General features: G+C 61.2%; 17 protein-coding genes. 8 read left to right on the top strand and 9 right to left on the bottom strand.

The genetic code is table 11. The features are described from left to right. Both HX866_RS31710 and HX866_RS31715 read right to left on the bottom strand, forming a co-directional pair. Nucleotides 1-1953, bottom strand: coding sequence for a RecQ family ATP-dependent DNA helicase (locus HX866_RS31710; RefSeq protein WP_177105048.1), 1953 nt, complete (start codon nt 1951-1953; stop codon nt 1-3). Between the two features lie 383 nt (nt 1954-2336). Then, the gene (locus tag HX866_RS31715) at nt 2337-3512 is read right to left on the bottom strand and encodes a tetratricopeptide repeat protein (RefSeq protein WP_177141102.1); all 1176 of its coding nucleotides are present in this window, start codon (nt 3510-3512) and stop codon (nt 2337-2339) included. Between the two features lie 212 nt (nt 3513-3724). On the opposite strand from HX866_RS31715, the gene HX866_RS31720 reads away from it, so the two are divergent. Both HX866_RS31720 and HX866_RS34975 read left to right on the top strand, forming a co-directional pair. Then, a complete protein-coding gene (locus HX866_RS31720; protein ID WP_177141103.1) occupies nt 3725-4513 on the top strand; it encodes a hypothetical protein in 789 nt (262 codons plus the stop codon). 418 nt (nt 4514-4931) lie between these two features. Further along, a complete protein-coding gene (locus tag HX866_RS34975) occupies nt 4932-5537 on the top strand; it encodes a DUF3800 domain-containing protein (RefSeq protein WP_371318737.1) in 606 nt (201 codons plus the stop codon). Nucleotides 5538-5840: 303 nt separating this feature from the next. On the opposite strand, the gene HX866_RS31730 is transcribed toward HX866_RS34975, so the two are convergent. The 3 genes from HX866_RS31730 to HX866_RS31740 all read right to left on the bottom strand — a co-directional run bounded on the left by HX866_RS31730 (nt 5841) and on the right by HX866_RS31740 (nt 9142). After that, entirely contained in the window at nt 5841-7388 is a 1548-nt protein-coding gene (locus tag HX866_RS31730; protein ID WP_177141104.1) for a phosphoenolpyruvate carboxykinase, read from the bottom strand. Nucleotides 7389-7567: 179 nt separating this feature from the next. Next, entirely contained in the window at nt 7568-8470 is a 903-nt protein-coding gene (gene hslO, locus HX866_RS31735) for an Hsp33 family molecular chaperone HslO (protein WP_177124323.1), read from the bottom strand. Between the two features lie 267 nt (nt 8471-8737). Beyond that, nucleotides 8738-9142, bottom strand: coding sequence for an RNA-binding S4 domain-containing protein (locus tag HX866_RS31740; protein WP_177098205.1), 405 nt, complete (start codon nt 9140-9142; stop codon nt 8738-8740). Nucleotides 9143-9360: 218 nt separating this feature from the next. Here HX866_RS31740 and rimB point away from each other — a divergent pair, with 218 nt between their 5' ends. Both rimB and rimK read left to right on the top strand, forming a co-directional pair. Then, a complete protein-coding gene (gene rimB, locus HX866_RS31745; RefSeq protein ID WP_103497980.1) occupies nt 9361-9843 on the top strand; it encodes a retropepsin-like aspartic endopeptidase RimB in 483 nt (160 codons plus the stop codon). Then, nucleotides 9840-10745 carry a 30S ribosomal protein S6--L-glutamate ligase gene (rimK, locus tag HX866_RS31750; RefSeq protein WP_177098204.1) on the top strand — a complete coding sequence of 302 codons (906 nt, stop codon included), beginning with the start codon at nt 9840-9842 and terminating at the stop codon, nt 10743-10745. Before rimB ends, rimK begins: the two co-directional genes overlap by 4 nt. A gap of 89 nt (nt 10746-10834) precedes the next feature. Here the strand turns inward: rimK and HX866_RS31755 are convergent, their stop codons facing one another. Next, nucleotides 10835-12148, bottom strand: a complete 1314-nt coding sequence (locus HX866_RS31755) for an ATP-binding protein (protein WP_177098203.1) — start codon at nt 12146-12148, stop codon at nt 10835-10837. A 142-nt stretch (nt 12149-12290) separates the two neighbouring features. Further along, nucleotides 12291-13031, bottom strand: a complete 741-nt coding sequence (ompR, locus tag HX866_RS31760; protein WP_177098202.1) for an osmolarity response regulator transcription factor OmpR — start codon at nt 13029-13031, stop codon at nt 12291-12293. A 339-nt stretch (nt 13032-13370) separates the two neighbouring features. Between ompR and HX866_RS31765 the strand changes: the two genes are divergently transcribed. From HX866_RS31765 to gshA, 3 genes are all read left to right on the top strand, one after another. Beyond that, the gene (locus HX866_RS31765) at nt 13371-15695 is read left to right on the top strand and encodes a Tex family protein (RefSeq protein WP_177098201.1); all 2325 of its coding nucleotides are present in this window, start codon (nt 13371-13373) and stop codon (nt 15693-15695) included. After that, entirely contained in the window at nt 15695-16078 is a 384-nt protein-coding gene (locus tag HX866_RS31770; RefSeq protein ID WP_177098200.1) for a PaaI family thioesterase, read from the top strand. Before HX866_RS31765 ends, HX866_RS31770 begins: the two co-directional genes overlap by 1 nt. A gap of 199 nt (nt 16079-16277) precedes the next feature. Beyond that, nucleotides 16278-17861, top strand: a complete 1584-nt coding sequence (gene gshA, locus HX866_RS31775) for a glutamate--cysteine ligase (RefSeq protein WP_177105052.1) — start codon at nt 16278-16280, stop codon at nt 17859-17861. A gap of 168 nt (nt 17862-18029) precedes the next feature. Here the strand turns inward: gshA and argA are convergent, their stop codons facing one another. Next, entirely contained in the window at nt 18030-19328 is a 1299-nt protein-coding gene (gene argA / locus HX866_RS31780; RefSeq protein WP_177098198.1) for an amino-acid N-acetyltransferase, read from the bottom strand. 158 nt (nt 19329-19486) lie between these two features. Continuing rightward, nucleotides 19487-20647 carry an acetylornithine deacetylase gene (gene argE, locus HX866_RS31785; protein WP_177098197.1) on the bottom strand — a complete coding sequence of 387 codons (1161 nt, stop codon included), beginning with the start codon at nt 20645-20647 and terminating at the stop codon, nt 19487-19489. 269 nt (nt 20648-20916) lie between these two features. Here argE and HX866_RS31790 point away from each other — a divergent pair, with 269 nt between their 5' ends. After that, the gene (locus HX866_RS31790) at nt 20917-22284 is read left to right on the top strand and encodes a CYTH domain-containing protein (protein ID WP_177105053.1); all 1368 of its coding nucleotides are present in this window, start codon (nt 20917-20919) and stop codon (nt 22282-22284) included. Nucleotides 22285-22591 lie beyond the last annotated feature (307 nt).

The raw sequence follows: 22591 nt of genomic DNA on the forward strand, positions 1-22591 counted from the left end.
CTAAGCGGTTTGTGCCTGCCCCTCAAGGGACCAAGCCGCAACCCACTCCCGCACCTCTGCATAGGGATAGGCCTCCAACACCGAAAACCCCGGCAGCGCCCTGGCCTTCAGCTTCGTAAACAACGGCACGCTGATACCACAGAGGAAGCGCGTCAGGCACTCCGCACTCGGTGAATGCCCGTTGTGCTCCTGATGCCTGTGGATAAAGCCGCTGCACAGCCCAGGGAAATCGCGCTGATCAAGGGCAGGCAACGCCGGCGGCTCCGGCAGGCAGGCCACCTGCCCGTGACACACCGAACAATGCCCGCATCGCTCAGGCGCCTGCTCATCACCGAAATAGCGGGCCAACCGATAACCCAGGCATTGTTCGGTCGCGAACAGCGCCAGCATGGCGTGAATCCGCGCAATCTCGCTGACTTCGTGCTGCGCAAAATAGGCATACAGCTCCAGGCTCAGGGCATGGGGATCGAAGTCGCTGACCAACAGGCTGTAGACCTCGGTCATCTGCTTGCTTTCCAGCTCGATCCAGCGCCGCTCCTGGAAAAAGTCCAAGGCCTTTACCACCCGGCCACGCTCGGCCTGATGCTGTTGATACAAGGCGTCGAAATTCACCGTGGCCCAGGTCCGGGCGCGGCTGGAGGTCTGGATAATCGCCGAGACGAAGTCGCGCCGCTCGCCCTCGAACTTCTCCAGTAACACCTCGGGTTCCACCAGGAACTTGAAACGGTATTCGGCGAAATACGCATAACGCGGTGCAATCAAGCCCCGCAACTCCAGCTGGACCAGCAGGGTCTTGAGTGGCAACTGGCGGATATTGCTCTGGTCCGCCAAGGGCCCGAGCAGGAACTCCCACTGGCCATCCGGGATCGCGCCCTTCAGCTCGTCCAGCACCCGCCGAATCCCCTCCAGCTCCGGCGTATCGCCGTAGACGAAGTTTTCCAGCACATTCAGGCTGTCGCGGTTGGCCAACACCAGACAATCGGAAGGCTGGCCGTCGCGTCCGGCCCGGCCGATTTCCTGGCTGTAGTTCTCGATGGACTTGGGCAGGTCGAAATGCACCACGTTGCGGATATCCGCCTTGTCGATGCCCATGCCGAAAGCAATGGTGGCGACGATGCAATTCAACTGCCCGGCCATGAACTGCTTCTGGATCGCCTCCCGCTGCTCATGGGGCAAACCGGCGTGATAGGCCGTGGCCGGAATGGCATTGCGGCTCAGGTGCTGGGCGATCTGCTCGGCGGTCTTCTGCAGGGTGACGTAGACAATGCTCGGCTGCCCGACGCGGCCGCCCAGCCATTCCACCAGCCGACGATGCTTGTCATCGCCGCCGACCGACTCCACCAACAGGTTGAGGTTTGGCCGATAGAAACCGGTGGTGACCACATCGTCCGGCGCAATGGCAAACTTGGCCTGCATGTCCGTGATCACTTTCGGGGTGGCGGTGGCGGTCAGCAGCAACGCCTGGGGAATGCGGAACTGGCGCTGATAGTCCGGCAGCTTCAGGTAATCGGGACGGAAATTGTGGCCCCACTCGGAAATACAGTGCGCCTCGTCCACCACCAGCAGGGAAATCTGCACCTGCTGGAGAAAATTGCGGAAGCGCTCGTTCTTCAGGCGTTCCACGGAAATCATCAGGATCTTCAATTCGCCGGAACGGGCTCGGGCCATCACCGCATTGGCCTCATCCCGGCTCTGGGCCGAGTCGATGCTCGCCGCCGCAATGCCATGGCGTTGCAGAAAGGCCAACTGATCCTGCATCAACGCCAGCAGTGGCGACACCACCAGCGTCAGGTGCGGCAGAAGCAGCGCCGGCAATTGATAACACAAGGACTTGCCGGAACCGGTGGGGAAAATCGCCGCCGCCGAACGCCCGGCCAATACCGCACTGATCGCCGCCTCCTGGCCACCGCGAAACTGTGGATAACCAAAAACCCGCTGGAGGGTGTCGTACATAAGCTGTCACTCCGTTGACCGCTGTGGATAAACAAACCCTAGGCGGTCGGGCGAGAAAAGGGCCGAGGCAAGCATTACAAACTGCTACGGCGCGCCAGACTAGCGCAAAGCGGGCCGCGGTTGCGGGGTAGCGGCCAATACCCAGATACAAATCTACAGGTGCGTCCTGCTGAGAGTGCCGATTACATCGAGGCGACTGGGGTGACTGATGGATCTGGCGGCAGCAACGCGACTGGCAAGCGAGCGAAGCAGCCGCCGACAACTCTCACCTACCGATAACGGTCCTGCGGGATAGAACACGCAAAACAATGTCCCTGTAACAGCCCCCGGAAACGAACAACGCGCCAGACAGGGCGCGTTGTGGGGCTGGATCAGTGTGTGATTCAGCGATTTTTTACTCGCTCGATCGCCGTGTCATACACCGGATTGGCTTTCTGTTCCTTGGCCAGCTCGTAGTGACGCTGAGCATCGGAGAACTGCCCGGCACCTTCATAGATACGAGCAATGTTGTAGTAGGAACTGGCGCGAACGGTGTTGGCCGAACTGCCGGATGCCAGGGCAACGGCCTTGCGGTTGGCCCAAATGGCTTCAGCGGTATTACCGGCCTTCTGATACGCCAGACCGAGGTTGCTGTAGGCCTGACCAAAGCTGTTGTTCAGATCGATGGCCTGACGGAAGAAGGCAATCGCCTGCTCCAGATTACCTGCCTTGTAGGCCGCCTCGCCTTTCACATTCAGAGCCTTTGCATCGATCTGCGCCGTAGAGCTGACCGCCACTTCGGCGACCGCGACCTTGTCATCAAGCAGCGGCGAGACTTCATTCAGCACATCCTTGGCCTCTACGGTCGCGCCGCTGAAGGTGTTGATGTCCTGAAAGTCACCGCTGCCGGTCATCCGGAACACGGTCCACAGGTTGCCGCTGCGGTTGGTGGGAACGTAATAGGTACGAACCAGGGACTGACCCATGTAGACAAACACCGTGGCCTGGCTGTTGGACAGTTGGCGCGAGGCCGGATTGTTGCCGTTGGTGTAGTCATGCACTGCATACACATAGCTTTCGCCGTAGTGCTTCTTCTGCAGGGTGATGGTTTCCGGGCCATAGCTGTCGGTGTCATCCACGTCCAGTTCGGCGTCGGTGCCCTTCTGCTGTTCGAAGTAGATATTGTTACCGGGGAAAATCATGTGGGAATCGAGGTCTGCCGGGGTCTTGCCCCAGGTCAGCACCACGCGCAGGCCGTCGAGGCTCTGCATCACTGGACTGACGGCATAGGTCATGTCCTTGCAGGGACACTTGACCACCAGATTGGAGTAACCGGCCTTCTTGATGATCAACAGGTTGCTGGCATCGTCGGCGAAGCTGGCCTCGAGGACGACCTGGCCCTGGGCGTTGGTCTTGCCGACCACGTTCTGCTCGCCGTTGCGCTGCAACAGCACTTCGGCGTCGGCGATCTTCTGATCCTTGACCACGGCACTGAGGACTTCGATGGGCAATTGCCCGGCCTGGACCGACCAGGCGACGGCACACAACGACAAGACAGAGGCCACGCGAAGCAGAGACATACTTAACTCCCTTTAAGTGCAAAACTCGGACACCGGGAGGCGCCCTGAAAATTGGTGCGAAACATACCGATTTTTTGTCCGAGGCGTCTGCTTTTTAAAAGGAAAATTTCATTTTTGTGGAGCCGTCGTTACTCGCCAATAGCTGTTTGAAGATTTAATCTGCAATCCCCCTCAAAGCCCACGAGAAAGCGCCGATAACCCGCTGACTCACCATGGAAGGCCGCGGCGATATGCAACATTCCGAGCAAGAAGATGACGATGGCGTCATCCGTTTCAAACGCCTGCACCCCGAACATTTCGACGTGGTGCTGGGATCGCACCCGGCCAAGCAGAAAGTGCCGCGCCCTGCGCAGCCCAAGTCCTACGGCATATGGGTAATGGTGCTGATACTCGTGGGCATGCTCGGCTACATGACGCTCAACCGGAACAGCAGCCGCCCGATTTCTGTCGAGCCAATGCCGGCGGCTGAGCCGTTGCCGACTGAAGCACCTGCGCAGCCCCAAGTGCCGGAGGAGCCGGTGCAAGCACCTAATCCGCCCAGCGCCAAAATCGCGCCGACGCCCGCACCGCAAGTGGTTGTCGTGGTGCAGACTCAGGCCCCAGCGGCGGCGGCAGCGCCCGCCACAGTCTCGGCCCCCGTGCCGAAGGCCCAGGGATTGGTGTCGGCCAGCTACCTGGCCGGTTACCAGGCCAACTTGAATGCGCCTGAAGCCAGACAGACGCGCCAGTACGAAATCGCCACGGTCAGCATTCGCGAATGGGACGGCCGCGACCGTTATCAGGCGAAGTGGCGGATCTTCAACAACGTCATCGACAACGCCAGCGTCTGCGGCAACTTCCTGGCCACCAGTACCGAGCACAGCGAATGCCGCAAGTCGGCAGCGGTATTTTTCAAGGAACAGTGCGGCGAATGGGGCAAGCGCTGGGACCGCGACCAGGAGGAGAAAAGCAAAGGGATGCAGGAGCGCTATTGCACGGCGATGAAGACGTTTAGCGCGTAGGGGAAAACAGCGGACGATGGCGCTGAGCCGGCCAGTCGCTTAGTAGCCCCTTCGCGGGTAGGTTATTTCCTCAAAGGAAATGGCCTACTCATACGAGGCAATTAATAACCAGCACTTGAGAGCCCGGCCACACCCTGCACCGGTACATGCTGATTCAGCACAAGCGCCAGGTCCTTCATTGTTCGGAGCTCCTCACCGACGCACTGACGGGACCGCTCCGATGACCAAGCCTATCCTTGAAAAAAAGAAGATACATTTAGAAAAAATACACCAGGCAAACCATTCTCAAACAGCTTGCCTGGCAGCAACCCCGTTGATAGTATTTTCTCAACGCATCTGGTTAACCATTTGCCCACCTTCCGAGGCCCACATCGATTCGTCGAGTGGGCTTTCGTGTATTCGGGCATAAGGAAAGCCAATGCATTACGTTGCCTATCTCGACGAGTTCGGACACGTCGGCCAATACGTTTCCAGAAACCATTCTCAATACAAGACAAGCCCTGTTTTCGGGCTGGGTGGCATGCTCATTCCCGCGCACCACGTGCGCGAATTCGCGATCTACTTCTACAAACTCAAGTGCCATCTGCTGGCCTGGGATCTACAGCATAAAAATCCAAGGCAACTGCCTCCTTACCAATGGGAAAAGAAAGGCGCTTCGATTTACACGCCTACGAACATTGCCAAGTATCAATCGCTGAGACACTCTACATTTCGGCTGCTGAATCAGATCAAACAAGTCGGCGGGCACGTGTTCTACACAGGTGAGCACAAAACTGCAGCTCCCCACGTGCAGGACTCTGATCGAGCCTCCAGTCCAAGGCGAAAGCCACCTTTTCCAGACACTCCAATGCGCAGACTGGATATGTGGCCTCATTGGCCGCCTCATGGCGCTATCTGTTGCACCCGAAGAGTTTCGAGACGGGGAGGACTTCAAGAAGTACTTTTCCTCTCGCATCGCCGCTGTCTCTATCCCATGCAGCGGTCTGGAACATCAGAAAAATGCCAAACCGCAAGAAGCTCTTGATGCAAAATCCGAAGATGCACCAATGCCGTCTCTCGGAAATTGCCACGAACCCAACGCCGCGTCTGCGCGCAATGTACAACCCACTTGGGCTTCATTGGCTGAACTACCCCTCGCCGATCCAGACTTTCTGGGAGAACGGACGAATGTTATCGCAGATGAAAACAGGTTCAATAAGGGGCCAGGAACGCCAACGACGTAAGTTCGCTCCTGCGGCAGCTTCTTGGCTGTCCGTGGCACGCTGTCCACACAATAAAAAACCGCCCCTAGGGGCGGTTAATTTTTGAAGCGGGTAACCAGACCCGATTACAACTTCGGCCCAGCCGCCTTGATCGCGTCGCTCACGTCGAACTTCTTGAAGTTCTCGATGAACAGACCCGCCAGCGCTTTTGCCGCTTCGTCGTAGGCAGCCTTGTCAGCCCAGGTGTTGCGCGGGTTCAACAGGCCAGTCTCGACGCCCGGCACGGCCAATGGCACGTCCAGGTTGACGGTGTCCAGGTGCTCGGTCTCGGCGCCAATCAACGCACCGCTCTGGATCGCTGCAATCACGCCACGGGTGGTCGGGATGTTGAAGCGCTTGCCAACGCCGTAGCCGCCGCCGGTCCAGCCGGTGTTGACCAGGTAGACCTTCGAGCCGAAACCACGGATACGCTTGATCAGCAGCTCAGCGTATTCACCCGCCGGACGCGGGAAGAACGGTGCGCCGAAGCAGGTGGAAAAGGTCGACTTGATGCCGGCGCCCGAACCCATTTCAGTCGAGCCCACCAGTGCGGTGTAGCCGGACAGGAAGTGGTAAGCGGCCTGCTCTTCGCTGAGGATCGACACCGGTGGCAGTACGCCGGTCAGGTCGCAGGTCAGGAAGATTACGGCGTTTGGCTCGCCACCGAGGTTTTTCGCTGCGCGTTTTTCGATCAGTTCACGCGGGTAGGCCGCACGGCTGTTCTGGGTCAGGCTGTCGTCGGCGTAGTCGGCCTTTTTGTTGGCGTCCAACACGACGTTTTCCAGCACGGCGCCGTGCTGGATGGCTTTCCAGATCACCGGCTCGTTCTTCTCGGACAGGTCGATGCACTTGGCATAGCAACCGCCTTCGATGTTGAACACCACGCCCACGCCCCAGCCGTGTTCGTCGTCACCGATCAGGTAACGGCTTTCATCAGCCGACAGGGTGGTCTTGCCGGTGCCCGACAGACCGAAGAACAGGGTCACGTCGCCCTCTTCGCCCATGTTCGCCGCGCAGTGCATTGGCAGCACGTCGACCGCCGGCAGCAGGAAGTTCTGCACCGAGAACAGGGCTTTTTTCATCTCACCGGCGTAACGCATGCCAGCGATCAGGACTTTCTTGGCCGCGAAGTTGAGGATCACGGTGCCATCGGAGTTGGTGCCGTCACGCTCTGGCACACACTCGAACTCAGGCACGTTGAGGATCTGCCACTCGTCCTTGCCACCGGCGTTGTACTGGCCGGCTTCCGGGTTGATGAACAGGCAACGGCCGAACAGGTTGTGCCAGGCAGTACCGGTGGTCATCTTGACCGGCAGGTAGTGCGCCGGATCGGAACCGACGTGCACGTGGGAAACAAAGCGCTCGCGCTCGCCGATGAAGGCTTCGACACGGTTCCACAGGGCGTCGAACTTGTCGGCCGGGAACTTGCGGTTGATCGGGCCCCAGGCAATGGCGTCCTGGGTAGAAGGCTCTTCGACGATAAAACGGTCGACAGGCGAACGACCGGTGCGGTGACCGGTGCGCACTACCAGCGCGCCGGTGTCGGCGAGTTCGCCTTCACCACGAGCCAGGGCTTCTTTTACCAGATCGTCAACACTCAGATCGGTGTACACGGCATTGTTTGCTTGCGTCATGAGATTCCCCGTCGGCCACTGGCCGAGTGCTCCAAACGTTTTGTAGTAGAAAGTCGTGCACTACTACCGCGAAAAAAGTGGGCGGGATTATGCCAGAAAAGCCCAAAAAGAGTAGGGTCCTCCTGTCAGAACGACCGTTTTCTGTCGTTTGACAGGAGATTTACCTGCGCTGAACCGTTTTAGTGACGAGTATCTGACGGGGTGTCGACGCCGGCACCGGCGAACAATTGCGAAACATCAGCGGCATCGAACAGATAACGCTGGTTGCAGAACTGGCAATCGACCTCGATGTGGCCTCCATGTTCGACCACCAGTTTCTGCGCATCTTCCAGCCCCAGGCTGACCAATGCATTGCCCGAACGCTCCCGCGAACAGCTGCAATGGAAGCGCAGCGGCTGGATGTCGAACAGGCGCACGGCCTCTTCGTGGTAGAGACGGTGCAGGACGGTTTCGTTGTCCAGGCTCAGCAGTTCGTCGGCGCTCAGGGTGCTGGCCATGGCGGTCAGGTGCTGCCAGCTGGCGTCGCGCTCCTCCTGCTCGCGCAGGCGGTCGGCGGGCAGTTGCTGCAGCAGCATGCCACGGGCACGACGGCCGTCGGCGTGGAGCCAGAAACGCGTGCCGACCTGCTGGGACATGACGAAGTAGTTGGTGAAACACTCCGCCAGGGTTTCGCCGTCGAGGTCGACAATACCTTGGTAGCGCTGGCCCTGGGTCGGGTCGACGGTCAGGGCAAGCACGCCGTTGGGCATCAGGTCGGCCAGGGTCGCGTCGGCAGGGATCAGGGCCTCGTCGTAACGGGCCAGGCCACGGATTTCCCGTTCGCTGGAACATTCGATCATCAGCAGCGGCACCGGGCCGTCGGAACGCGCCTGGAGAATCAGCAGGCCGTCGAACTTCAGGGTACCGACCAGCAACGACGCGGCGGCCATCAGCTCGCCGAGCAATTGCGCGATAGGCTCCGGGTAGGGGTGCTTGGCCAGCACTTCGGCATAGCTGCGCTCCAGCGACACCAGTTCGCCGCGGGTGTCGCTGTCATCAAAGATGAAGCGCTGGGAGTAGTCGGTGTCCGGTAGGTCTGACATAGGTATCAATTCTGGAAGTAGGAATAAGGGTGTTCTGCCCAGGTAGGTGAGCATTTTATGAACAAACGGGATTTGTACCAAGCAACATGGGGGCGAATGCCGCTCAGTCAAGGACATTGGTCGGCCAGGTAACGCAAAACCTGTGGGAGCTGGCTTGCCAGCGATGGCGTCAGTGAAGCTTGCATCGCAATCGCCAGCAAGCCGGCTCCTACAAGGACCGCGCCCCTCCGCTAAACCTCATCTCCAGAAGACGCCCGGTATTACGCCCTATTCGGTGCCGCTGCCACGGAACTTGAACAGATCTCGCCGCTGTTTCTTGCTCGGCTTGCCGTCGGTGGTCAGGCCCAGCGCTCCGGCCTTGCGTTGTGCCGCCGCAGCCTCGCGTTTGGCCAGGCTCTGCTCGGTTTCAGCATAGAGCGTCTGCGCCTCGGGAGCGCCACGACGGATCAGTGACAGCGCCTGCACCACCACGGTCCGTTCGTCGAAACCGTTGCGAATCTGGATCTCGTCGCCCACCCGCGGCTCCTTGCCCGGCTTGCAGCGCTCGCCACGACAATGCACCTTGCCGCTTTCAATCGCCGCCTTGGCCAGGGCACGGGTTTTATAGAAGCGCGCCGCCCATAACCACTTGTCCAACCGAACCTTGTCGTCCTCTTCCGCTTTCTGCGCCACTGGCCTTCCTCAAACTGAAATATTGTCGAACTGTACTACCGTTGCTGTCGAAGCTGAATGGTCCTGGCCAGTCTAGAATGCCAGGTGATCCAGGGGGTAATTTCACGACCTGAAACAGGTCGCTGAGATAACTATCGCCATTTACCCGATATTCTGCGTGAATACCGCGATTACGGCTGCCGGGCAGCCAGAGCACGCTTTTTCACCGGTTGAGCATTTTGAAGACATTTGACCATTTGACTGTTGTAGGTCTACGCGAGTGGGTGGCGCTTCCAGATTTGGGAGTCGCTGGCCTGCGGGCAAAAATCGACACCGGCGCCAGCACCTCCAGCCTGCACGCCACCGAGATCGAGCCCTTCGAGCGCGACGGTGAGAAGTGGGTACGTTTTACCGCTCACCTGGGCAGCGTGGTGCAGTTGCGCCACCGCCGCTGTGAAGCCCCCTTGCTGACGATGAAGACCATCAAGAGTTCCAACGGCCATGCCCAGGTGCGTTATGTGATCGCCACCACCCTGGCCCTGGGCGACCGGGTCTGGCAGGTGCAGTTCACCCTCGCCTGCCGCAAGGCCATGCGTTATCGCCTGTTGCTCGGTTCCAAAGCTCTGATCGACGGCCAACTGGTGGTCAATCCGGAGCACAAATACGTTCAAGACAAGCCGGTTTTCCCGGTCACTACTACCTCTGCCACAGGTGTTGCATGAAGATCGCTGTGCTGTCGCGTAACCCGCGTCTGTATTCCACCCGCCGCCTGGTAGAGGCGGGTATCGCCCGTGGCCATGAAATGGTGGTGGTCGACACCTTGCGCGCCTATATGAACATCGCCAGCCACAAGCCGCAGATCCACTATCGCGGCAAGCCCCTGGAAGGTTTCGATGCGGTGATCCCGCGGATCGGCGCGTCGGTGACCTTTTATGGCTGCGCGGTGCTGCGCCAGTTCGAAATGATGGGGGTGTTTCCCCTCAACGAATCGGTGGCCATTGCCCGTTCGCGGGACAAACTGCGCTCGCTGCAGTTGCTCTCGCGGCGCGGGATCGGTTTGCCGGTCACCGGTTTTGCCCACTCGCCGGACGATATCCCCGACCTGATCGCGATGGTCAACGGCGCACCGCTGGTGATCAAGGTGCTCGAAGGCACCCAGGGTATCGGCGTGGTGCTGTGCGAAACGGCGACGGCGGCGGAGTCGGTGATCGAGGCGTTCATGGGCCTGAAGCAGGACATCATGGTCCAGGAGTACATCAAGGAAGCCGGTGGCGCCGATATCCGCTGCTTCGTGGTCGGCGACAAGGTGATTGCCTCGATGAAGCGCCAGGCCAAGCCCGGCGAGTTCCGCTCCAACCTGCACCGCGGCGGCAGCGCCAGCCTGATCAAGATCACCCCGGAAGAACGCATGACCGCGATTCGTGCGGCCAAGGTGATGGGCCTGAGCGTGGCCGGGGTGGATATCCTGCGCTCCAATCACGGCCCGTTGGTGATGGAGGTGAACTCCTCGCCGGGCCTGGAAGGCATCGAGGTGACCACCGGCAAGGACGTGGCCGGGATCATCATCGAGCACATCGAGAAGAACGGCGGCCCGAACATGACCCGGACCAAAGGGAAAGGATAAAAGCAGCTACGAGCTATGAGCTTCAAGCCGCAAGCTAAAGGCAGCGGCGCTCTTGCTTGCAGCTTATAGCTTGTAGCTCGCCGCTGCTTTTAGACCGCATCGCGGGGCAGCATCAACCCCAGCGGCAAACGAACCCGCGCTTCCAGGCCGCCCCCGGTCCGGTTGCGCAGTTCGACATTGCCGCCATGCATCGAGGCGATCCGCCTGACGATCGCCAAGCCCAGGCCCGTGCCCTTGCCGCCACGGGCTTTATCGCCCCGGGTGAAGGGGTTGAAGATGCCTTCCAGTTCCGCCGGATCGATCCCCGCGCCCCGGTCCATGACACTCAGCACCACATACGGCGCGCTACTGTCGCCCGAGACGTAGGCCGCCACTTCCACGCCTTCGCCGGCATGGTGCAGGGCATTGCCGATCAGGTTGTTCAACAACCGCTTCATCGACACCCGACGCAACGGAAAGGGCTGGATCGGTTGCAGCCGCGTGCGCACCCGCTCTTCGCTCTGGTTGTAGGGCGCCACCACTTCGCGCACCAGCTCACTCAGGTCGACCTCTTCCACCGACTCGTCACGCCCGTCGCGGATAAAAGCGAGGAACTGATCGAGAATGGCGTCCATGTCCTCGATATCCCGGACCATTTCGTCGCTGAGATCGTCGTGGCTGCCCATCAACTCCAGTGACAGGCGCAGCCGCGTCAACGGCGTGCGCAAGTCATGGGACACCCCCGCCAACATCAACTCCCGTTCTCGCCCCGCCTGTTCGACGTCCTCGGCCATCTGGTTGAACGCCCGGTACACCTCGGTCATTTCGCTGGGGGTATCACTGATCGGTAGCCGTACGCTGCGGCCCTGGCCCAGTTGCCGCGCAGCATCCACCAGGCGCTTCAACGGCTGGTTGAGCTGGCTGACGAAGATCCAGGCCGATGCCGTGGATAGCAACCCAATGGCAAAGAACCAGCCCAGCACGCTCCAGATCTTCTGCCCACGCAGCGGGTGCGGGTACAACGGCACTTTCAGCCAGCCGGCGCCCAGGCTCGGCGCCCGTACCCAGAGGGCCGGCGGCGAATGCATGCGCAGCCGCACTTCGGTGTCGGCCCCCAGTTCCGCCTGCATCTGCCGCTGGTAGATCTCACTGTAGGGCCAGTGCTGCTCACCTTCCGGCACCCCACCACTGACAACGCGAATCAACCCGGCGGCATCGGCGATCTTGTCGCGATCGTCCTCATCCGCCGCCCAATAGGCACGCAAGGTCAGGGCCACGCCGTGACTGTACTGACGGTCCACCAGCACGTCTTCGTTCATCAGCAGGTACACCAAGGTCAGCGCCTTGGAGAACAGCACGACAATCAGCACCAGCCAGAGGGTACGGGCGAAGAAACTTTGGGGGAACCAGAGAGGGGTTTTCATGGGCAGCCGCTGGACACTTTGCAGAGGCGAGCGGGCGGGCTCGCATATTGCGGATTGCGACTCGCCCGGGGGCTTGCGCACACCCGGGCGAATCGTTCCTACTACCAATCAACAGGCGCCCGTCAACAGGCACCGGGCATCGTCACTTGGTCGCGGCGCCATCCGGCACGAACACGTAACCCACGCCCCAGACGGTCTGGATATAGCGCGGCTTGGACGGGTCCGGTTCGATCATGCGGCGCAGACGGGAGATCTGCACGTCGATGGAACGCTCCAGGGCATCCCACTCGCGACCACGGGCCAGGTTCATCAGCTTGTCGCGGGTCAGCGGCTCACGGGCATGCATGACCAGCGCCTTGAGCACGGCGAACTCGCCGGTGGTGAGCATGTGCACTTCTTCGCCACGCCGGAGTTCGCGGGTGGCGAGGGACAGTTCGTAGTCACCGAAGGTCACGACTTCGTCTTCGCTGCCCGGTGCGCCCGGCACCGGTACCGACTGGCGGCGCAACACGGCCTTGACCCGGGCCATCAGCTCATCGGGGTTGAACGGTTTGGCCAGGTAGTCGTCGGCGCCCAGTTCCAGGCCCTTGATCCGGCTCAGCTCGTCGCCCTTGGCGGTGAGCATGATGATCGGCACCTGGTTGTTCGCCGCGCGCAGGCGACGGCAGGCGGTCAGGCCGTCTTCGCCGGGCAGCATCAGGTCCAGGACCACCAGGTTGAAGACTTCACGCGACAGCAGGCGGTCCATCTGTTCGGTATTCGCCACTGCGCGGGCGCGATAGCCCTTGCTGGTGAAAAAACGTTCCAGCAGGCTGCTCAGCCCGGGATCGTCATCAACGATGAGAATTTTTTCGCCTTCAGCAGGGTTTGCAGTGCTGCTCATTGGATGCTCCTTTGATCTCGGCACGCATTATGGGGCCAGCGGCCCTTATCCGTATCCGGTGCATTGTTAGCAGATTTTTCCTCAACTACCAGTAAACGCTCTAAAAGCCCTGTGCAGGTGCACAATCCCCGCAAGCCCGGAACGCTGGTTATAATGCGCCGCCTCTTGTCTCAGGCAACGTCTGATCATTGCTGTGCGGTGCCACTCTTTATTTTCAACGGCCCTCAGCAATGTGCTGATTTCATGGGTCTCAAGGCTGCCTTTTGATCCCAAACCAGATTCGTCCGAATGGCTTGAGAGCCTCGACGCGTCTGCTTTCACACTTTGTCAGGTGGTTTTATGGACAGCATCAACAGCCGCATCGCCGAAGAACTCGGCGTCCGCCCACAACAGGTCGAAGCGGCCGTCGCTCTACTGGATGAAGGCTCCACCGTGCCCTTCATCGCGCGCTATCGCAAGGAAGTCACCGGCAGCCTGGATGATATCCAGCTGCGTCACCTGGAAGAGCGTCTGCGCTACCTGCGAGAACTCGACGAACGGCGCATCAGCATCCTCGCCAGCATCGAGGAGCAAGGCAAGCTGACCCCGGAATTGGCCCGCGACATCAAGCTGGCCGACACCAAGACCCGTCTCGAAGACCTTTACCTGCCGTACAAGCAGAAGCGCCGCACCAAGGGCCAGATCGCCCTGGAAGCCGGCCTCGGCGAGTTGGCCGACGGCCTGTTCAACGACCCGGCACTGAACCCGGAAAGCGAAGCGGCGCGGTTCGTCGACGGCGAAAAAGGCGTGGCGGACGTGAAGGCGGCCCTGGAAGGCGCCAAGTACATCCTGATGGAGCGCTTCGCCGAGGACGCCGGCCTGCTCGACAAGCTGCGCAACTACCTCAAGCAGGAAGCCACCCTGAGTGCCCGGGTCATCGCCGGCAAGGAAGAGGAAGGCGCCAAGTTCCGCGACTACTTCGAACACGACGAGCCGCTGAAAAGCATGCCGTCGCACCGCGCCCTGGCGATTTTCCGGGGCCGCAACGAAGGTATCCTGAGCTCCGCGCTGAAAGTCGGCGACGAGCAGCCGGGCAGCATGCACCCGTGCGAAGGCATGATCGGGCAGCAGTTCGGCATCCAGAACCAGAACCGTCCCGCCGATAAATGGCTGGGCGAGGTGGTGCGCTGGACCTGGAAGGTCAAGCTCTACACCCACCTGGAAACCGATCTGCTGGGCGAACTGCGCGACGGCGCGGAAACCGAGGCGATCAATGTATTCGCCCACAACCTGCACGACCTGCTGCTGGCCGCGCCGGCCGGCCCGCGTGCCACCCTGGGCCTCGACCCGGGCCTGCGCACCGGTTGCAAGGTCGCCGTGGTGGACGCCACTGGCAAGCTGCTCGACCACGCCACCGTCTACCCCCACGTGCCACACAACAAGTGGGACCAGACCCTCGCCGTGCTCGCCGCCCTGTGCGCCAAGCATGCCGTGGACCTGATCGCCATCGGCAACGGCACCGCCAGCCGTGAAACCGATAAGCTGGCCGCCGAACTGATCAAAAAATACCCCGCCATGAAGATGACCAAGGTCATGGTTTCCGAAGCCGGGGCATCGGTGTATTCCGCTTCGGAGCTGGCCTCCAAGGAATTCCCCGACCTCGACGTGTCGATCCGTGGCGCCGTGTCCATTGCCCGCCGCCTGCAGGACCCGCTGGCCGAACTGGTGAAGATCGATCCGAAATCCATCGGCGTCGGCCAGTACCAGCACGATGTGTCCCAGCTCAAGCTGGCTCGCGGTCTGGATGCGGTGGTGGAAGACTGCGTGAACGCCGTCGGCGTCGACGTGAATACGGCTTCGGTAGCGCTGCTGGCGCGGATTTCCGGCCTCAACACGACCCTGGCGCAGAATATCGTCACCCACCGCGATGAAAACGGTGCGTTCAAGACCCGCGCCGCGCTGAAGAAAGTCGCCCGCCTGGGTGAGAAAACCTTCGAGCAAGCCGCCGGCTTCCTGCGGGTGATGAATGGCGACAACCCGCTGGATTCGTCCGCCGTGCACCCGGAAGCCTATCCGCTGGTGCAGCGCATCGCCGCCGAAACCGACCGTGACATCCGTTCGCTGATCGGCGACGCCGGCTTCCTCAAGCGCCTCGATCCGAAGAAATTCACCGATGAAACCTTCGGCCTGCCCACCGTCACCGACATTCTCCAGGAACTGGAGAAGCCCGGCCGCGACCCACGTCCCGAGTTCAAGACCGCCGCCTTCCAGGACGGTGTCGAAGACCTCAAGGACCTGGAGCCGGGGATGATCCTCGAAGGCGTGGTGACCAACGTCACCAACTTCGGCGCCTTCGTCGATATCGGCGTGCATCAGGACGGCCTGGTGCATATCTCGGCGCTGTCCGAGAAATTCATCAAGGACCCCCGTGAAGCGGTGAAAGCCGGCGATGTGGTCAAGGTCAAGGTCATGGAAGTCGACATCCCGCGCAAACGCGTCGGCCTGTCGATGCGCATGAGCGACACCCCGGGCGAGAAAGTCGATGGTGCCCGTGGTTCGCGTCCGGGCTCGGCACCACGGCCGTCGCAGAACACCGCGCCGCGCAAGGAAAGCACCCCGGCCGCGCCAAGCAACAACGCCATGGCCTCGCTGTTCGCCAACGCCAAACAGTTGAAGAAACGCTGATGGAAATTCCTGAGGGCCTCACCCAGAGCGCTTTCAGCGAGATGCTCGGCTGCCGCCTGCAACGCCTGGAAACCGGTGTTGCCGAGGTGGCCCTGGCGCTGGAGCCGCACCTGCGCAATCGCGGCAACGTGATGCACGGCGGGGCGATTTTCAGCCTGGTGGACATCACCATGGGACTGGCCTGCTCCAGTTCCCATGGTTTTGACCAACGCAGCGTGACCATCGAGTGCAAGATCAACTACATGCGGGCGGTGTCCGAAGGCGAAGTGCTGTGCGTCGCCACGGTCATCCACCCCGGCCGCCGCACCCTGGTGGTCGAGGCCGAAGTGCGCCAAGGCGACAAACTTGTCGCGAAAGCACAAGGCACGTTCGCTGTTCTCTAGCCGCTCCCGCTCGATTTGAGTTAATTTCGACACTGTGAAAGCGGTGTCGGGGTTTTCCCTGCCAGCGCCTCCGACCCAGGGAGGAAGTGTCGGCGTTTTCTGATATTTACCAGGCGACCACGCCAGTTCTCAACTTCACCCTTGTAGACCGTCTTGCCCACCCCCATATTGGGGCGACCGACGCGTGAAGGAATCCAACTTGAGCGAACTTCTCAACCGCCGCCTGGCTCTGCTCGGCGAGCGCGACCACCTCTCTCTGCTCGAACAGTGCCTGCACGGCATCGAGCGTGAATGCCTGCGCGTCACCGACGTTGCTCGTCTGGCGCAGACGCCACATCCTGAAGAGCTGGGCTCCGCCCTGACCAACGAACAGATCACCACCGACTATTCCGAGTCGCTGCTGGAGTTCATCACTCCGGCATTGGCCGATCCGGCGGACACCCTGGCCAGCCTGGACAAGATCCATCGCTTTGCCTACAGCAAGCTCGGCAACGAGTACCTGTGGAGCCCGTCGATGCCTTGCCCGCTGCCGGCGGAAGAAGATATTCCGATCGCCTATTACGGCACCTCGAATATCGGCAAGCTCAAGTATGTCTACCGCCAGGGCCTGGCCCTGCGCTACGGCAAGACCATGCAGTGCATTGCCGGGATCCACTACAACTTCTCGCTGCCGGAGCAACTCTGGCCTGTGCTCAAGCAGGCCGAAGGGTTCGTCGGCACGGACCGCGACTACCAGTCGCTGGCCTACATCGCGATGATCCGCAACTTCCGGCGCTACAGCTGGCTGCTGATGTACCTGTTCGGTGCTTCGCCGGCCCTGGACGCCGGCTTCCTGCGCGGCCGGGCCCATTCGCTGGAACAATTCGACGCCGATACGCTGTACCTGCCCTACGCCACCAGCCTGCGCATGAGCGACCTGGGTTACCAGAGCAACGCCCAGGCCGGCCTGACGCCGTGCTACAACGATCTGGACAGCTACATCGACAGCCTGCGCAAGGCGGTGGCCACTCCCTACGCACCTTACGTAGAGATCGGCACGCACAAGGATGGTGAGTGGGTACAGCTCAACACCAACATCCTGCAGATCGAAAACGAGTACTACTCCAACATTCGCCCCAAGCGCGTGACCTACACCGGCGAGCGGCCGATCCAGGCGCTGATGGCCCGTGGCGTGCAGTATGTCGAGGCGCGTTGCCTGGACATCAACCCGTTCCTGCCGACCGGTATCGATCTGACCGAGGCGCGTTTCCTCGATGCGTTCCTGTTGTATTGCGCGTTGAACGACAGCCCGCTGTTCGAAAACAACGAGTGCGGCAATGCCACCTCGAACTTCCTCAGCGTGGTGAAGGAAGGTCGGCGTCCGGGCCTGCAATTGCAGCGTCAGGGTGAGGCGGTGGGCCTGAAGGAATGGGCAGCCGAGTTGCTCGAGAAGATCGCGCCGCTGGCGGCGTTGCTCGATCGCAGCCACGGTGGCGACAGCCATGGCAAGTCCCTGGAGGAGCAGTTCGCCAAGGTCAAGGACTCGTCCCTGACACCATCGGCCCAGGTACTGGCGAGCATGACCCAGCACAAGGAAAGCTTCGCCCAGTTCTCGATGCGCCAGAGCCGGGCCCATGCCGAGTTCTTCCGTAGCCAACCGTTGAGCAAGGAAGAGCAGGCCGGCTTCGAAGCCGCAGCCCGCAAGTCCCTGGTGCAACAGCTTGAGTTGGAGCAGAACGAGGTGGGGGATTTCGACGTGTTTGTCGGCTCGTACCAGGCGAGCATTCTGGCTGTGAGTTACTGATCAGACTCCGCAACCCGTAGGTACCGTCTTGCCCGTCAACGCACCGCCGGGCTCGACGCGATCCCTGTATATAGGAGCGAGCTTGCTCGCGATGAGGCCCTTGAGCATTGCGCTGTCCTTGCGGACGCCATCGCGAGCAAGCTCGCTCCTACAGGGTATGCAGCGGTGTCAAAGGGCTTTTTCGAAGATCTTCGAATTACGCTGATAGTTGTACAGCGAAGCCCGCGCACTCGGCAGCCGCTCCACGCTGCTCGGCTCGAAACCGCGTTCACGGAACCAGTGCGCCGTACGGGTCGTCAGCACGAACAAGGTTTTCAACCCCTGCGCCCGCGCCCGGGTCTCGATCCGTTCCAGCAATTCATCGCCGCGACCGCCATGGCGATACTCCGGGTTCACCGCCAGGCACGCCAACTCCCCCGCCTCTGAATCAGCAATCTGATACAACGCCGCACACGCGATGATCATGCCTTCGCGCTCCACCACGCTGAACTGCTCGATCTCGCGCTCCAGCACTTCCCGCGAACGCCGTACCAGAATGCCCTGCTCTTCCAGCGGGCTGATCAGGTCAAGCAAACCGCCGACATCCTCGATAGCCGCCTCGCGTACCAGTTCGAACTGCTCCTGGGCCACCAGCGTACCGCCGCCGTCACGGGTAAACAGCTCGGTCAACAGGGCGCCATCCTCGGCATAACTGACGATATGACTGCGGGCCACGCCGCCACGGCAGGCCTGGGCCGCCGCATCCAGCAACTCGCCCTGGTAATCGCTACCCAGACGCAGCAGATGCGCCGGGACCTGCTGCGGACGCAGCTCGCGGACCAGTTTGCCATTTTCATCGATCAGGCCGTGATCAGCGCCAAACAGCAGGAGTTTCTCCGCTTCCAGGTCGATCGCGGCACGGGTCGCCACGTCTTCACAGGCCAGGTTGAAGATTTCCCCCGTGGGCGAATACCCCAGCGGCGACAGTAAAACGATGGAACGCTCATCCAGCAGGCGATTGATACCCCGACGGTCGACCCGACGCACTTCACCGGTGTGGTGATAGTCGACCCCTTCGAGCACGCCGATCGGCCGCGCCGTCACCAGGTTGCCGCCGGCCACCCGCAGCCGCGAACCTTGCATCGGCGAAGCCGCCAGGTCCATGGACAAACGCGCTTCGATGGCGATCCGTAGTTGGCCGACGGCATCGATCACGCATTCCAGGGTCGCCGCATCGGTAATCCGCATGCCGTGGTGGTAATGCGGAGTCAGGCCACGCGCCGCCAGGCGGCTTTCGATCTGCGGACGCGAGCCGTGCACCAGCACCAGCCGCACGCCCAGGCTGTGGAGCAGCACCAGGTCGTGGACGATATTGCCGAAGTTGGGGTGATCGACACCGTCGCCGGGCAGCATGACCACGAAGGTGCAGTCCCGGTGGGCATTGATATAGGGAGACGCATGGCGAAGCCAATTCACGTAATCGGGCATAAAACCTGAACCTGTATAAAAAACAGCCAATAGAAAAGAGGTGCAACGTCAAAAACGCACAACGGGCTGTTGGTTATCGTCGGAACAGGCTTGGCGACACGCGCGCTCTCCTTGGTCTCTCAAAAAGTGAATCTGGAAAAAATCAATGAGCCGCGCATTTAACGCAAGGTTGCGGCCGGGCTCAAGCAGTAATGTTGAATCAATTCACGTAGTAGATGCACGGTAGGCTGCAAACGTGACATTTCGAGGTATTCCCCCGGCTGATGCGCACACGCGATGTCACCCGGCCCCAGGACCAGGGTTTCGCAACCCAGGCGCTGAAGATAAGGCGCTTCAGTGCCAAATGCCACTGCCTCGGCGCGATGACCGGTCAGTTTTTCCGCGACGGTTACCAGCTCCGCGTCAGCGGCCTGTTCGAACGGCGGCACTTCGGGGAACAACGGCGCGTAGTCGATCTTGACCTGGTGCCGCTCCGCCAGGGGTTCGAGCTTGGCGCGGATCGCCGCCCGCAGCACGCTCGGGTCCATGCCCGGCAGGGGCCGCAGGTCGAATTCCAGGGAGCATTGGCCGCAAATGCGGTTGGGGTTGTCGCCGCCATGGATGCAGCCGAAGTTCAGGGTCGGCTGGGGCACGCTGAATTGCGGGTTGTTGTATTCGCGCTGCCATTGCCAGCGCAGGCCCTTGAGCTCGCCGATGGCATCGTGCATGGCCTCCAGGGCGCTATGGCCCAGGCTCGGGTCGGAGGAGTGGCCGCTGCGGCCGAGAATCTCGATGCGCTCCATCATCACACCCTTGTGCAGGCGGATCGGCTTCAGGCCCGTGGGTTCGCCGATCACTGCGGCACGCCCCAGCGGCCTACCGGCTTCGGCCAGGGCCCGGGCGCCGGACATGGAGCTTTCTTCGTCGCAGGTGGCGAGGATCAGCAGCGGCTGCTTGAACGGTTGGTCGAGCAAGGGAATCACGGCCTCGATGGCCAGGGCGAAAAAGCCCTTCATGTCGCAACTGCCCAGGCCGACCCAGCGGCCATCGACTTCGGTCAGTTTCAGCGGGTCGGTCTGCCACAGCGCACCATCGAACGGCACGGTATCGCTGTGCCCGGCCAGCACCAAGCCGCCAGGGCCACTGCCGAAGCTGGCGAGCAGGTTGAACTTGCCGGGGCTGACCTGCTGGATATCGCAACTGAACCCCAGGTCGCCCAGCCAACCGGCCAACAGGTCGATCACCGGACGGTTGGACTGATCCAGGCTGGGCTGGGTGCAACTAACCGACGGCGCGGCAATCAGCGCAGCGAATTGATCTTTCATCGACGGCAACGGCATGGGCTTGCTCCTTGATTCGCTGGACGGCTGCGGCTCACATATCGCCGGTGTAGGAGCCGGCTTGCCGGCGATGGTGGTTTTGAGGACAGCGCCTGACGTGCCGGCCTCATCGCGAGCAAGCTCGCTCCTACACGCGAAGCTCATCATAGAGCCATCCGGCGCCTGGAATAAACCGTCGCGACGCGTGCCGCCCGCGAGTCCTGTACACTGCACGGCCTAGGCAGCCCCCTTCTCCCCCGGCTGCGCTCCCGATCCTGGATTTTCCGGCCATGCAGAAAGAAACCGAAATCAAACTCCGCGTCAGCCGCGAAACCCTCGCCGCCCTGCGCGAGCACCCGCTGCTGAAAAAACGCAACAAAAGTGGCTGGGAACGTCGCGAGCTGACCAATCAGTATTTCGACACCCCCGAGCGTGACCTGGCCAAGGCCAAGGTCGCCCTGCGCCTGCGCCGTGACGGCGAAGAAGTGATCCAGACCCTCAAGACCCGCGGCCAGAGCGTTGCCGGTCTGTCGGAACGCAACGAGTACGACTGGCACCTGGCCAAGGCCAAGCTCGATGTGAAAAAACTCGACGGCGAATGCTGGCCCGAAACATTGGCCGAGCTGGACAAGAAAACCCTGAAGCCGATCTTCACCACCGATTTCGTCCGCGAACGCGCCGAAATCGCCTGGGGTCGCGGCAAGGCCAAGGTGGTGATCGAAGCCGCCCTGGACCTGGGTTTTGTGATCGCCGGCAAGCACAAGGAAGAAATCTGCGAGCTGGAACTGGAACTGCGCGAAGGCGAACCAGCAGCGCTGCTGGAACTGGCCGCCGAACTGGCCGAGAAACTGGCGCTGATGCCTTGCGATATCAGCAAGGCCGAACGTGGTTATCGCCTGTTCGATGCCAACAGCTATTCGCTGAGCCTGCCGGCCCCGCAGCTGACCGCCGAAATGCCCCTGGACGACGCATTCGCCGCACTCGGCTGGCATTTGCTGGCCAGCAGCCAGCGGTTGGCCGAGCAATACCGCTTCAATGGTCACTGGCGCCTGCTGCAGGACTGGGTCGCGCAGTTGATCGAGTTGCGCGCCTTGCTCGGCAGCCTCGGCCAGGCCGCGCCACGGCAATCCACCAGCGCACTGCGCAGCACCCTGGATGCGCTGCTGGAAGACTGGCGCCCGCTGATCAATGCCGGCCTGGAAGACGAAGACGTGCGCAAGGCCGCGCCGGAACAGTTCCTTGAAGAACTGGAAGATGTGCGTTGGGGCCTGTTTTCCCTGAACACCTCGCGCTGGTTGCTGGCCCGTAGCTGGACCGCCGAACGCACCACCCGTGGCGATCGCCAGGGTGCGGCGCAGTTGCAGAACTGGTTGCCACGGCTGTTGGCCGAGGAAGCGACCGCGTTGCAACTGGGACGCTACCAGCAGCAACCGGAAGATCTGGCCGAACAACTGCCGCGTATCGAGCGCATCCAGGCCTGGCTGCATCTGGCCCGTGGCGTGCTGGAGTTGCCGGAACTGGATCGCCTGTTCGGTGAAATGAACAAGCTGGCGCAACTGGCCGAGACCGACATCAGCGATGAAGTGCTGGAAGCTCGTGTGCAACAAGCGCTGACAGTGTTCCAGAGCCGTGCCTGGAAGACCTTGTTGCGTCTGTAACCCCTCGCCAACGCGATCACCTGTAGGAGCCGGCTTGCCGGCGATGCGATCTGCTAGCCGACATTGTTGTCGCCTGAAAAATTGCCATCGCCGGCAAGCCGGCTCCTACAGGTAAACGTGCCACACCTGTCGTACCGCCGCCCGCTGTTCGACATCAGACCCACCGAAAATTTCTTGCATCGGTAAATCTGGTCTACATTTGAACCTGATAGATCAATAAAGCACTCTGGATTAACACTAAGTGCCTTAGGTTCTATCGCAAGACGTTCAGGCGACACCTTTAAGAACACCATCGTTTGCCTCACCG

The sequence above is a fragment of the Pseudomonas gingeri genome (assembly GCF_013386165.1).
In the GTDB taxonomy this organism is placed as follows: Bacteria; Pseudomonadota; Gammaproteobacteria; order Pseudomonadales; family Pseudomonadaceae; genus Aquipseudomonas; species Aquipseudomonas gingeri_C.

Bases quoted from the DNA above. Each gene is read 5' to 3' on its own strand.
- HX866_RS31710 (WP_177105048.1), bottom strand. From the start codon at position 1,953: ATGTACGACACCCTCCAGCGGGTTTTTGGTTATCCACAGTTTCGCGGT.
- HX866_RS31715 (WP_177141102.1), bottom strand. From the start codon at position 3,512: ATGTCTCTGCTTCGCGTGGCCTCTGTCTTGTCGTTGTGTGCCGTCGCC.
- HX866_RS31720 (WP_177141103.1), top strand. From the start codon at position 3,725: ATGGAAGGCCGCGGCGATATGCAACATTCCGAGCAAGAAGATGACGAT.
- HX866_RS34975 (WP_371318737.1), top strand. From the start codon at position 4,932: ATGCATTACGTTGCCTATCTCGACGAGTTCGGACACGTCGGCCAATAC.
- HX866_RS31730 (WP_177141104.1), bottom strand. From the start codon at position 7,388: ATGACGCAAGCAAACAATGCCGTGTACACCGATCTGAGTGTTGACGAT.
- hslO (WP_177124323.1), bottom strand. From the start codon at position 8,470: ATGTCAGACCTACCGGACACCGACTACTCCCAGCGCTTCATCTTTGAT.
- rimK (WP_177098204.1), top strand. From the start codon at position 9,840: ATGAAGATCGCTGTGCTGTCGCGTAACCCGCGTCTGTATTCCACCCGC.
- HX866_RS31755 (WP_177098203.1), bottom strand. From the start codon at position 12,148: ATGAAAACCCCTCTCTGGTTCCCCCAAAGTTTCTTCGCCCGTACCCTC.
- ompR (WP_177098202.1), bottom strand. From the start codon at position 13,031: ATGAGCAGCACTGCAAACCCTGCTGAAGGCGAAAAAATTCTCATCGTT.
- HX866_RS31765 (WP_177098201.1), top strand. From the start codon at position 13,371: ATGGACAGCATCAACAGCCGCATCGCCGAAGAACTCGGCGTCCGCCCA.
- HX866_RS31770 (WP_177098200.1), top strand. From the start codon at position 15,695: ATGGAAATTCCTGAGGGCCTCACCCAGAGCGCTTTCAGCGAGATGCTC.
- argA (WP_177098198.1), bottom strand. From the start codon at position 19,328: ATGCCCGATTACGTGAATTGGCTTCGCCATGCGTCTCCCTATATCAAT.
- argE (WP_177098197.1), bottom strand. From the start codon at position 20,647: ATGCCGTTGCCGTCGATGAAAGATCAATTCGCTGCGCTGATTGCCGCG.
- HX866_RS31790 (WP_177105053.1), top strand. From the start codon at position 20,917: ATGCAGAAAGAAACCGAAATCAAACTCCGCGTCAGCCGCGAAACCCTC.